Consider the following 12,281-nt stretch of genomic DNA (forward strand, 5'->3'; position numbering starts at 1 on the left):
CCGATGCGTCGCCCGCGCCCGCGTCGCTACGGTGGGGCCGTGGTGTTGTGGCGGTGGGCCCTGATCGGGGTCGACGCGCTGGTCGCGGCCGGGGTCGTGGCCGCCGTCGTGCTGATGCGACCCGTCTCGGGTGGCTGGGTATGGTGCCTGGCGGCGCTACTCGGGCTGCCGCTGGCGGTTCGCCGGTGCTGGCCGGTTCCGGTCCTCGGGGTCGTGCTGGCGGCCGCGGGCACGACGCTGATCGTGGGGGTCGGCACCGAGGTGATGGTGTACGCGGTGGCGTTCGCGCTCTACCCGGTCGCGCTGTCGTCGGCCCGGGCCGCGTCCTGGGGTTTCGCCGGGGCCCTCGCCGCCGTTCTCGTCCCGGGCCTCGTGGACGCCCTCGTGGCCGGGATCCCGGTCGTTCCGGCCCGCGACGGTGTGGAGTCGTTCACGACCACGCCCGTGACCGTTGCCGCCTACAGCACGGCGGTGATCGCCGGCTCGTGGGCGCTGGCCTGGGCGCTCCGCACCCGTCGCGGACACGCCGTCCAGCTAACGGAGCTGCACACCGCCCGGGCGGTGGCCGAGGAACGGCTCCGCATCGCCCGAGACGTCCACGACGTCGTCGGACACAACCTCAGCCTGATCGCGATGAAGTCGGCGGTCGCCAACCATCTCGACGCCGATCCGCAGGCGGCGCTGCGGACGATCGAGCAGGTCAGCCGGGCCGCGCTGGACGACGTCCGAGCGGTGCTGGGCGGGCTGCGGGACACCGGTGGCCCGCCTGACACGGCCGACCTGGACCGGCTCGTCGAACAGACCCGGGCCGCCGGCATCGCCGTCGCGATCGACCGGGCGGACCTGTCGTCCGCGCCGGCCGGCGTGCGGGTGTCGACGCACCGGATCCTGCAGGAGGCGCTGACGAACGTGCGACGCCACGCCGGCGCCACCCATTGTCGGGTCACCGTAACGGTCGCGCCCGACACCCTCAGCCTGACCGTCCTGGACAACGGTGCCGCACCGCGCGAGGCCAACCCACCCGGGCACGGGCTGCTGGGCATGCACGAGCGGGTCGCCGTGCACGGCGGCAGCCTGTCCGCCGGTCCGGAACCGGGCGGCGGATTCGCCGTCCGCGCGACGCTTCCGTTCCCGACATGACGGGTGACCCGACCCGCGTCCTGCTGGCGGACGACGAACCTCTGTTCCGCGGCACGGTACGGGAACTCCTGGATGCGACATCGGGCCTGACGGTGGTAGCGGAAGCCGCCACCGGTCACGAGGCCGTCACACTCGCCGCCACCCGTCGACCGGACGTCGTGCTGATGGACGTACGGATGCCTGACCTCGACGGCATCGCCGCTACCGCGCAGATCACCGCGACCGGCCGCGCTCCCCGGGTTCTCGTGCTCACCACCTTCGACGTGGACGACTACGTCTACCGGGCGCTGCGAGCCGGTGCGAGCGGTTTCGTCCTCAAGGACATCACCCCGCCCCGCCTGCTCGACGCGATTCACACGGTCGCTGCCGGCGAGGCGCTGCTCGCCCCCAGCGTCACCCGCCGACTCATCGCCGCGTCGGTGCGGCGGTCCGCGCCCCGCCGCACACTCGACGGCGTGACACCCCGCGAACGAGACGTCCTCACCCTCATCACACGTGGGCTCTCCAACGCCGAGATCGAGGCGGCCCTGCACGTGAGCCGCGGCACCCTCAAGACCCACATCGGCAATCTGCTGACCAAACTGGCGGCCCGGGACCGGGCACAGCTGGTGATCGCCGGGTACGAGACCGGTCTGGCCGACGCGTACGGTCAGCGCTGATCGCAGGGCGGTCAGTGGCGTCGCTGGCGGGGACTACCGTGTCGAGGTGAGCCAACGGACCGATGTCGGTGTATCCGCTGATCCGAACCCCGTCGTGATCGGGCATGCGACCGAGGACGACCTCCCGGGGATCGTGGAGATCCTCAACTACACGGCCGCGAACTCGATCGCTTCGTTCGCCACCCGGCCGACCAGCGTGGCCGAGCGGCGTGACTGGTTCGAGCAGTTCTCCTCGACCGGGCGGTACCAACTGCTCGTCGCTCGACGCGGCAACCTGGTCCTGGGCTACGCCGGCAGCCAGCGCTACCGCGACCACGAGGCCTTCGCGGAGACGGTCGAGCTGAGCGTCGGGCTGGATGTCAGTTGCCGGGGCCAGGGCCTTGGCACGCTGCTGTACGGCGCACTGTTCGATCGCCTGGCCGACGAGCCGGTGCACGTTGTCCTCGCGGGTATTGCCATGCCCAATGACGCGTCGGTCGCGCTGCATCGGAAGTTCGGCTTTACCGAGGTCGGCACCTTCCGCGAGTATGCGGTCAAGAACGGTCAGTACATCAGTTCGCTGTGGATGCAGCGGGTGTCACCTACGGTCGCCCAAGGCCATCGAGAGTGATGGCCGCACCACCGTCGCCGAACGGCGCCGGCCCGTGTGTCTGCGGGAACGGCGGGCGCCGGCCCGTGGATCTGGCCGTTCCAGATCCACGGGCCAGTGCGTCAATCCCGGTGCCAGCGCTTCATGCCGTGCTCGATGGCCTCGATGATCCGGGGCCGCAGCTCGGCAGCGCTGATGATCGCGTCCACCGAGCCGACCTCGACCGCGCGCTGGATACTGTGCACCCGGTCGAACTCGGCGGCGACCTCGCCGAGCTTCTCCGCCCGGACGGCGGACTGCATCTCGGCGAGCTGGGCGTTCAACGCCGCCCGCTCGGCACCGCTGGCCGCCGAGACCTGTGCCTGCAGCTCCGTCACCCGCGGATCAGTCGCGGTGCGGTTGTTCACCTCACCGGAGAACACCACGGCCGCCGCCGGGGCGCCGCCGAGCACCGAGGCGAACGAGCCCTCGATCGCCAGCACGGTCATGTTCGGGTTGAGCGCCTTGGAGAACACCACGAACGCGCCGCCGTGGTAGCGGGAGATCACACAGAACACGATGGGCCCGTCGAAGTTGACGATCCCCCGGCCGATTTCCGCGCCGTACTCGAGCTGGAGCTTGCGCATCGACTCCGGCGAGCCGTCGAACCCGGACAGGTTCGCCAACACCACCAGCGGCCGGTTGCCGGACGCCGAGTTGATCGCCCGCGCGGTCTTCTTCGACGACTGCGGGAACAGCGTGCCCGCGGTGTAGGTGTCCGGCCCGTCGGTGGGCGGGAAGCCGCGTCGGGGCACCGACCGCGACTCGATCCCGACCAGGCAGACCGGCCAGCCACCGATGTGCACGTCCTGCACCGCCGAGGTGTCGGCATCGGCCATGCCAGCCCAGCGCTCCAGCACCGGGTGGTCCTGGTCGGACAGCGCACGCATCACCGTACGGATGTCGAACGGCTTCTTCCGGTCCGGGTTGTGCTCCGCCGAGAAGATCTCGCCGACGTACGCGAAGTCGCTGCCGGCGAACGTGTGCGGGAACTCGGAGACGTCACGGTCGATCGGGTCGATCGTGCCCGCCCTCCGGGGCGCCGACTCGCCGGGCGCGACGTAGGTGTGGTCGTAGTGCGTCATCAGCACGTCGCGGGCGGCCGGCAGGTTGGGCGCCCAATACTGCGCCTGCCCGTTCGGGCCCATCACGCGGTCGTAGCCGCCGATGCCGAAGTTGTCCTCGGCGGACACACCGCCGGAGAAGTCCAGCGACTGCTTGCCCGTGAGCACCATCGCCGAATCCGGTGTCATCACCAGGATGCCCTTGGTGTGCATGAGCATCGTCGCCTCGGCGTTCCAGTACGGCTGGGCGCCGACGGTGATCCCGGCGACCACGATGTTGATCTCGCCGCCATTCTGGGTGAATGTGACGATCCGCTTGAGCGCGGCCGCGACCCAGTCCATGTTCTCGGTGCCCGAGGACATCGAGATCCGGGCGCCTGCCGAGAGCGCGAACCACTCCAGTGGAACCCGCATCCTCTCGGCCAGGTCCAGCGCGGCGATCACCCGTGAACACTCCGGTTCCGACAGGGCCCCCAGCGCCTTCGTCGGGTCGCCGAGCAGCACCACCCGGGTGACGCCCTCGGGATGCCGCACGGTCGGCGTCGTGACGACGCCCGCGACGATCGCGGCGGTGTTCCTGCCCTTCGGCCGGTCCACCGGTACGAGCGCGCCCCGGTCGTCGAGGTCGTGCTCGACGAAGCTGCCCGCAGGCCCGGCGAGCAGGCCCGTCAGCTCGTACGGGTAGACGTTCCCGCGCCGGGCCGCGCGCAGCACCTTCTGGCGGTAGTCGTCCAGCGGCCGCACCAGTTCGGTCGACGGCTGCCCGACGTGCAGGCGCGCGCCGTGGCCCGGGTCAAGGGCGATCCGCACGGCGACCTCGGTCAGCTCGCCCGTGGTGGTGCGCTGGCGGGCCAGGAACTGGACCTCCTCCAGCCCCGCGCCCGCCGTGGTGGGCAGGATGCGCTGGACCAGTGTGTTGAGTTCGTCGGCGGTCAGCTCGGTCGACGGCCAGACGTACATCATGATCCGGTTGGTGTCGAACCGCTTGTTGTGCGGGCGTTGCGCCTGGATGTTGCGGATCGCGTCCAGGCACGCGGTGATCGTGTCCTCCACCGCGGGCAGCGCGGCCAGCCGGCCGTCGGCCTCGCGCAGCGGCGTCAGGTCGCGGACCTGACCCATCGCGACCAGCCGCTCGTCGGCCGGGTTGCTCTTCGCGACGGCCTTGAACAGGTAGATCTCCTCGTCTGCCGACGGCAGCCGGGTGAGGTCGAACTCACGCAACCGCTGTAGTTGCAGGCGCTGCGCGATCTGCGGGTGCAGGCCACGGATCAGCCGGTCCTCGGCCAGGCCCGCACCGTCGGGCCGGAAGGTGAAGTGGTGGTGCATCACCGCGCCGCTGGTGCCGGCGACGGTGGTGGTGATCCGGCGGACGGCCGCGGGCAGTGGGCGCTCGGCGAGGAGTTGCCCGAGCCGGACCGCCATCGCGTCGGCGTCCGGCTGCCCCTCCCACGTGACGTAGAGGTCGGCGACCAGCCCGTGCTCGGCGGCGTCGGCGGCGAACCTGCCGACCGCACCGATGGCGTCGCGCAGGGCGGCGATGTCGACGGCGGTGGTGACCACCCGGGTCACGCCGCGCGAACCCGTGTGCTCGGCGGTGACGAACCGGCAGCCCGCACTCTCCAGCGCGGTGACCGCCGACAGTCCGCGGTTGCCGTAGTAGCGACGGGTCAGCACCTCCAGCAGCGGCGCGTGGTCCCGGCCGGGCCGCCCGATCCGCTGGCCGATCAGCCGCACCAGCGGTTCGGAGCTGGCCACCATGGCCTGGATCCGCGCGGCGCGGTCCGGCGCGTCCGGGTTGCGGTCCAGGTAGCGCAGGTCCTTGCGCACCGCGGCGTAGACGTTGGCGCGGGTGCGACGCAGGAGCGGCTGGGCGAACCAGCGGAACACCACACCGCGGGCCAGGTCCGCCACCGCGGGGAACCGCACCTGTGTGGCCTCGATCAGGTGCTCCAACGTCAGCCCGGCCCGCTCGCTCAGCGACTCCAGCGGCGGCCCCCCGGCCAGCCACTGCCGCAGCAGCTCCGACATGACCGCGACGTCGGTCGACATCCGCTGCTGCGCCAGGAAGATCCGGAAGACGGCGGCCTCCAGTTCCGGCGTGCGGTCCAGGCCGGCGATGCCGTAGTGCCCGAGCACCTGCTTCAGCTTCGCCTGGAACCCTTCGGTGAGGCCGGCGCGTTCGACGTCGAGGCTCTGCAGGTAGCTGTGGAAGTACTCGCGCGGGCTGTGCACCGGGCTGCCCGGCTCGACCTCGAACTCACTGCCCGGCTTGTTCCGGCTCAGCTCCAACAGGTCCGCGAACACCGTCAGCAGTTCCAGCTCACCCTCGAGCGGTCGCCCGCCCAGCGCCGCACGCGCGGCCAGGTAGCCCGACAGCACCCGCTTGCGGTCGTGCGGGTCGACGTCGAAGCCGAGCAGCAGGCTGCGCAGGTCCTGCAGGCCGCGTTCGGCCCGCTGCGCCGCGGATGCCGCCGCGGGCTCCGCCGGGAGCTCGATCTCGACGGTCTCGGTGGCCGACTCCGCCTCCTCGGCAGCCCCGTCGGCCAGCGGCTCCAGCCACATCAACGGCGTGCCGGTCTCGACCTGGCTGCCCACCGAAACCGGGCACTCACGGATCCGGGCGCGGAACGGCGCGCGTAGCACCGTCTCCATCTTCATGCTCTCCAGCACCAGGATCGGCGCGCCCGACTCGACCTCGTCGCCGACGGCGAGCGGCGTCGCGACCACCAGCGCGGGCGCGGGGGAGCGGACGACGCCGCCCTCGTCGCGACTGATCCGGTGCGTGACGCCGTCGACCTCGACCAGGTGGATCGGTCCGTGGGTGGCCGTCACCAGCCGGAACCGGCGGTCGTTGATCACGATCTGGCCGCTGTGCGCGTCGAACCGTTCGACCTCGACATCCGCCCGGTGCGTGTCACCGCCGCTGGAGACGCCGACCCGGAACCGCTGCTGCCCGACCCGGGACACATTCACCCGATAGGCGACGCCGCGGAGCTTGAGGTCGAGTGGGCGGCCCGAGTCGTGCTGCACCTGCGGGCGCCCACCGTGCGCGGTGGCCAGCAGTCGCTGGCGGCTGACCTCCTCCTCGTCCTGGTAGGCCTCGATGGCGGCGGCGGCCAGAGCGATTGCGGAGTGCCGGCGGCTGACCAGCCGGCCCTCGGCGCGTACCCGGTCGATCCAGCCGGTGTCGGCACTCGCGTCGATGACCTCGGGCTGGTCGAGCAGATCGAGCACGAAACTCTTGTTGGTCGTGCCGCCCTCGATGATCACCGTGGTCTCGGCCATCGCGCGACGCAGTCGGCCCAGCGCCTGCTCGCGGTCGCGACCGTAGGCGATGATCTTCGCGATCATCGAGTCGAAGTCGGCCGGGATGGTGTCGCCCTCGCTGACACCGGTGTCCACCCGGATGCCGGGTCCGGTGGGCAGTACCAGACGCGCGATCCGGCCCGGGGCGGGCGCGAAGTCGCGGTCGGGATCCTCGGCGTTGAGCCGGGCCTCGACCGCGTGGCCGGCCTCGCCCGGTTGGGCGCCGTCCAGCTTCCCGCCGGTGGCCACGTGCAACTGCAGCCGGACCAGGTCGGTGCCGGTGGTGATCTCGGTGATCGGGTGCTCGACCTGGAGCCGGGTGTTGACCTCCAGGAAGGCGAACAGCTTCTCGCCGGGGTGGTAGAGGAACTCGACGGTGCCGGCGCCCCGGTAGCCGACGGCCAGCGCCAGCCGCTCGGCCGATGCCTTCAGATCGGCAATCTGCTCGGGAGCCAACACCGGGGAGGCGGACTCCTCGATGACCTTCTGATTGCGCCGCTGCACCGAGCAGTCCCGGACCCCCAGCGCCCATGCGGTGCCCTGCCCGTCGGCGATCACCTGTACCTCGACGTGCCGGGCGCCGGTGACCAGGCGCTCCAGGAAGACCACGCCGGAGCCGAAGGCGCGCAGCGCCTCCTGGCTGGTGCGCTCGTAGGCGTCAGCCAGATCCTTCGACGAGGCGACCATCCGGATGCCCCGCCCGCCGCCGCCCGCGGTCGCCTTGAGCATCAGCGGGTAGCCGATCTGGTCGCCGGCGCGCAGCGCCTCCTCGAGGGTCGCGACCTCGCCGCGGCTCCACGGCGCGACCGGGACGCCGACCTCCTCGGCGATCAGCTTTGCGCCGATCTTGTCGCCGAGCTTGCGCATCGCTTCCGCGCTCGGCCCGACGAAGGTGACGCCGATCTTCTCGCACAGTTCGGCGAACGCCGGGTCCTCGGCGACGAATCCCCAGCCGACCCACGCGGCGTCGGCCCGGGTCTCCACCAGTGCCCGCTCCAGAACGGCGTGGTCGAGGTACGGGCGGGCCGAGGCGGGACCGAGCGGGTAGACGACGTCCGCCTCACGGACGAAGGTCGCGGTGCGGTCGGCATCGGTGTAGAGGGCTACCGTCTCGATCCGCGTCCCGGTTTCCGCTGAAAGGTCCCGCACCGCGTGGATGAGTCGCATCGCGGCCTCTCCACGGTTGACGATGGCGACACGACTGAACACCGACTGAGCCTCCCCGAGTACACGCACGAAAGGCGACGTCCGGGTCCCGGACCGTCGCCTGCACCTGCCTACACCCTGCTCGATCGCGGCCGGCTGCGCCATGTTCCGGATCGCACGCGCCTGAGCCGCTGAGTTGTGGGAACCCTACAAAGGTTTCTAGGGGGAACCCCACAAAAGCGACCAGGCCACACCTACTCGGATACGAACGGGCTCGGGTCTGATGGGCAGGCCGTCGTCTGCGGCCGCAGGTCGGGGTGCAGTCGGGCAGCCTCGGGCGGTGTTGATCATCCGTGTTGGGCGATCAGTTCGCGGAGTTCGGCCAGGTGGGCGTCGAAGGCCGGGTCGGGGCTGTTGGTCCAGGGCCCGTCGAGGTCGGGGCGGTGCCGGACGACGTGGACGGCGTAGGCGGCGATCTGGTCGCGGGCATTTTCGGCCCAGGTGACGTCCTCGCCGACGGCGGTGCGGGCGGCGCGCTGTTCTGCGGTGGCGGTGTCGGCGGCGGCCAGGGCAGCGATCCGGGTGGCGAGAGCCGGTTGGCCGTGACGTTCTGCCATGCGTTCGAAGCGGGTCCATTCTCGGCCCATGGAGCCGAATCGTTCTCCCCAGCGCTCGATGAGGACCATGCGCAGGGCGCGGGCGGAGCTACGCAGCAGGTGAGTGGCTCGGGTGAGGTCTTCGGTCTGGGCTGCGGTCGCTTCGGCGAGGGCATCGGTGGCTTGCCGGCACCAGGTGCTGATGCGGGTGGTGACGACCGTGGGGTGGAACCGGACCTCGCGAATCCAGCTGGCGAACGCCTGCCCGAGCTTGTCGTCGGGGTCGGCGGCGTGTCCGCCGTACGCCTTGTCCAGGCCGTGGAACCAACGCGGATCGACGATGCGGGTGGCTGCGTGGTCTGGTCCGGCGGCGACTGCCTCGTGGATCTCGGTGGTGGTGAAGGCGAGCCAGCCGATGTCGAGGGCTTGTGCGCGGCCAGAGCCCGTCCACCAGTCGACGAGTGCGGCTCGGCGTTGGTCGAGCTGGGTTGCGGATTCGGCGGGATCGGTTGAATCGTCGTAGATGGGTAGCAGGTCGATGTCGGACATCGGCCAGGGTTCGCCACGTCCGACGCTGCCGGCGACGATGAGTCCGTGCAGGCCGGGGGTTGCCGATCAGAAATCCTCCGTCAGGTCGTCAGTTCTTTCTGTTAGCCTCTCGCACCGGTGGAAGGATTGATGACCATGACCCACGCCAGACGGCTGGGCACCGACGAGGCCGCGTTCATCGCGGCGGTCCGCTCAGACGACACGGCGCGGTTTGCACTCATTACGGAGCGTCACCGGCGTGAGCTTCAGGTGCACTGCTACCGGATGCTCGCGAACTACGAGGACGCCCAGGACATGACGCAGGAGACGTTCCTGCGAGCATGGAACAAGCGGGCGTCGTTCAGGGGCCACGCGGCCCTGCGGACCTGGCTTTACCGGATCGCGACGAACGCCTGCCTCGACTTCCTGGAGAAGCGTAACGACCGCACACCCGTGCCGTCCGGGCTGTCGGACTCCGGCTCCGAGGTGCTGTACCTGCAGCCGTACCCGGACCGGATGCTCCCCGAGGACCCGCAGGAATCGGTGGTGGCGCGGGAGACGATCGAGCTGGCGTTCATCGTCGCCGTCCAGCACCTGCCGCCGCGGCAGCGGGCGGTGTTCATCCTGCGCGACGTCGTCGGCTGGCCGGCGTCGAAGGCCGCCGACGCCCTCGAGCTGACCATCGCATCGGTGACCAGCGCGCTGCAGCGGGCGCGCGTGACGATGCGCGAGCAGCTGCCGGACCGCCGCCTCGACTGGCGGAGCCCCGCCGCCCACGAGCTGTCGAATGACGAGCGCGGCGTGGTGAAGTCGTACATCGACGCCCATGAGCGCAACGATCTCGACGGGCTGATGTCCCTGCTGCGCGACGACCTGCGCTTCGTGATGCTGCCCGAGGCGGGCACCTCGGTCATCACGGCCAAGGACGCGGTGGACGGCTGGGTCTCCGGTGGGCTCTTCCAGCCCGGCTACGACGACTGGCGCTGCATCACCACGACGGTCAACCGCATGCCCGCCGCCGCGCTGTACCTCCGCACCCCCGACGACCCGGAGTACCGGTTGTTCAACATCGCGGTCCTGCACATCGTCGACGGGAAGATCGCCGAGCTCACCGGATTCGACGCCACCGACAAACCATGGTTGGACCTGCCCCCGACAGTGCGATCAGACAAGTCCCCATCGTCGACGAGTCCAGCGCCACGGGCCGGCGTCACCGAAGTCACCGCGGAATGAGCACCCCGACCAGCTGAACACCAACGCGACAACGCGAACACCGCCGCCCCGCCGGCGTTGCCGGCGGGGCGGCGTGATGCCCGAAGAACATCGTCACAATCAACGACGCCGTCGTCGTCCCTCATCTCCAGCGAGTCGGTCAACAGCTCGCTCGGAACGCAAGGAAGGCGGTCGGACCACCACTGGAACAGCTCGTCGCTCGGCGACGAGTCCGGTCCCTCACCGCCACTCCAGCCGAGGTCGTCGCCGGGCGCGGCGATGTAGCCGTCCAGGGTCACATTCATGCCAAAGGTCAGTTTCCGCATCGTGCCAGCCCTCTCGTGAGTCGATCTTATTCGTACAGACGGGCGCGGCGCGGAAACCTAATCGATGCGCGATCTGCGTCCGCAGGTAGTCCTCGCGTTCCGGACTCGGCACGGCGTACTCAGCTGGGCTCGAGCAGCACCCACCGGATCTCGATTTCACCCTCGTACGGGCAGCGGCGCACCCAGGACCAGCTCTCCCCGACCGCTGCTGCCGTCTGCCCGGACGGGAAGGCCTTCCACGGCCACCTGCAACAGCGGCTGCCTGCTTTCGCAGAGGCGTTGCGCCCGTACTCGCGGCCGGGTGCCGGTGCCGCGCGGACCAGCCAGGCGGACGCGATTAACAGATTGTTATTACCGATAATTCGATAATGGCGGCCCAGGGAGGGTTCAGGGCGCGCGGAGGCGGCTCACGCCGCGCACACCATAATGACAGTTCTTTACCGTAAAGAATTAGAATGGTGCAAGATCGCCGCGCCGGTGCACGCCAGCCGTTGGACGGCGGCTGACAGCAGCGGGCGGCCGTCGCCGGAACCGACCTGGTGCTGCTGCGCGAGAACGCCGACAGCGGCATCCGGGTGCCGGTCACCCTCGCCAGGCGTACGCAATCCTGGTCGTCTCCGCCAACGGCGACGACCGGCGCGCGCTCGATGTGCTCTTCATGCAAGCGCACTGGCCGCAGCTCCGCCGGTACGTCGCCACTGGGTACGACCACTGGGGCACACTCACCGCCAACGTCCGTTGGCAAGGCTCCGCAACCTCGCCGGGGCCGCAGGGATCCCGTCGGCCGCTCGACTGTCGCTGCACTCGTTGCGGCACGCCTTCGCGACCGGTCCCCGCGAGTCCGGGATTCCACTGGAGGACGTACAAGATGCGATGGGACACGTCGACTCCCGTACCACTCGCCGCTGCGACCACGACCGACACAACCTCGACCGCGACCCCGCCCACGAGCTCGCCACGCGCCAGGCAGATGCAGTCACGCTGGTCGAGACCGGCGAGGGGCGGTGTGGTGTCGTGGCGATCTCCCTCGCAGGCTGGTGTTCCGCCGGCCGGCCCGGCCCGCGGATAAGCGGATCGTCGTCAACGACGGTCACCTGGTACTCCCAGATTGAGCAACTCCTTGTCCGGTTGGCCGGACGTCCGATATCTCAGTGGCGGATTGATCAGGGTGGCTGACTGTCGGTCCTCCTCGCTACACTCCGCCGCCATGAGATTGCAACGCGTCGCCATGATCTCCGTCCTGGTTGGTGTGCTCGTAGGAGCTGGCGCAGCCGGCGGCTACGAGCAGCGGGAAAGTTCCTCGATGAGATGTCGCAGAAGGGGATTGAATATCGCGGGGAGTTGCAGAAGCAGGGGACGCCGCCGTCGGAGAAGGCATGTGGTGACGGGTACGAGCTGCTCGACCCGGACTTGCCTCGGGACTCGAACGGCACCAGCACCAACCGGAAGTGGCAGGATCAGGTCCGCGAGTCGTACATGAAGGCGTGCATGACGGGCGCGCTGCGCCCCAAGCCGGACCCCTCCGGGGTCAAGGCGGTAACACCCGTACCGCACGGGTCCGTCACGCCGTCTATCGTGCCAGCGGCGTCACCGAGTACTTTGGCGACGCCCGGAAGCTAGTGCCTCGTCTTTGAAGGTTGATCGTGTAATCCGCCGGTTCTGGGCATGTCTCGGGC

7 protein-coding genes are annotated in these 12,281 nt (G+C 70.1%); 5 read left to right on the forward strand and 2 right to left on the reverse strand.

Annotated elements, in window-relative coordinates:
* Positions 1-3 precede the first annotated feature (3 nt).
* Genes ACFP2T_RS06060 through ACFP2T_RS06070 form a run of 3 tightly spaced genes read left to right on the forward strand, consistent with a single transcriptional unit; the run spans position 4 to position 2,409 of the window.
* Positions 4-1,140, forward strand: coding sequence for a sensor histidine kinase (locus tag ACFP2T_RS06060; RefSeq protein WP_377418224.1), 1,137 nt, complete (start codon positions 4-6; stop codon positions 1,138-1,140).
* Entirely contained in the window at positions 1,137-1,799 is a 663-nt protein-coding gene (locus ACFP2T_RS06065; protein WP_377418227.1) for a response regulator, read from the forward strand. Before ACFP2T_RS06060 ends, ACFP2T_RS06065 begins: the two co-directional genes overlap by 4 nt.
* A 46-nt stretch (positions 1,800-1,845) precedes the next feature.
* Positions 1,846-2,409 (forward strand): GNAT family N-acetyltransferase, encoded by a 564-nt coding sequence (locus tag ACFP2T_RS06070; RefSeq protein WP_377418230.1) that lies wholly within the window; start codon positions 1,846-1,848, stop codon positions 2,407-2,409.
* Positions 2,410-2,510: 101 nt separating this feature from the next.
* On the opposite strand, the gene ACFP2T_RS06075 is transcribed toward ACFP2T_RS06070, so the two are convergent.
* Together ACFP2T_RS06075 and ACFP2T_RS06080 are read right to left on the reverse strand one after the other, a co-directional pair.
* Positions 2,511-8,006, reverse strand: a complete 5,496-nt coding sequence (locus ACFP2T_RS06075) for an ATP-binding protein (RefSeq protein WP_377418233.1) — start codon at positions 8,004-8,006, stop codon at positions 2,511-2,513.
* A gap of 284 nt (positions 8,007-8,290) precedes the next feature.
* A complete protein-coding gene (locus ACFP2T_RS06080) occupies positions 8,291-9,088 on the reverse strand; it encodes a nucleotidyltransferase domain-containing protein (protein WP_377418235.1) in 798 nt (265 codons plus the stop codon).
* Positions 9,089-9,223: 135 nt separating this feature from the next.
* On the opposite strand from ACFP2T_RS06080, the gene ACFP2T_RS06085 reads away from it, so the two are divergent.
* Entirely contained in the window at positions 9,224-10,300 is a 1,077-nt protein-coding gene (locus ACFP2T_RS06085; protein ID WP_377418238.1) for an RNA polymerase subunit sigma-70, read from the forward strand.
* Between the two features lie 731 nt (positions 10,301-11,031).
* On the forward strand, positions 11,032-11,781 hold the full coding sequence (locus tag ACFP2T_RS06090; RefSeq protein ID WP_377418240.1) for a tyrosine-type recombinase/integrase: 750 nt from the start codon (positions 11,032-11,034) through the stop codon (positions 11,779-11,781).
* Positions 11,782-12,281 lie beyond the last annotated feature (500 nt).

The sequence above is a fragment of the Plantactinospora solaniradicis genome, from assembly GCF_042658085.1.
GTDB classification, from domain to species: domain Bacteria; phylum Actinomycetota; class Actinomycetes; order Mycobacteriales; family Micromonosporaceae; genus Plantactinospora; species Plantactinospora solaniradicis.

Bases quoted from the DNA above. Each gene is read 5' to 3' on its own strand.
- ACFP2T_RS06065 (WP_377418227.1), top strand. From the start codon at position 1,137: ATGACGGGTGACCCGACCCGCGTCCTGCTGGCGGACGACGAACCTCTG.
- ACFP2T_RS06080 (WP_377418235.1), bottom strand. From the start codon at position 9,088: ATGTCCGACATCGACCTGCTACCCATCTACGACGATTCAACCGATCCC.
- ACFP2T_RS06090 (WP_377418240.1), top strand. From the start codon at position 11,032: ATGACAGTTCTTTACCGTAAAGAATTAGAATGGTGCAAGATCGCCGCG.
- ACFP2T_RS06060 (WP_377418224.1), top strand. From the start codon at position 4: ATGCGTCGCCCGCGCCCGCGTCGCTACGGTGGGGCCGTGGTGTTGTGG.
- ACFP2T_RS06085 (WP_377418238.1), top strand. From the start codon at position 9,224: ATGACCCACGCCAGACGGCTGGGCACCGACGAGGCCGCGTTCATCGCG.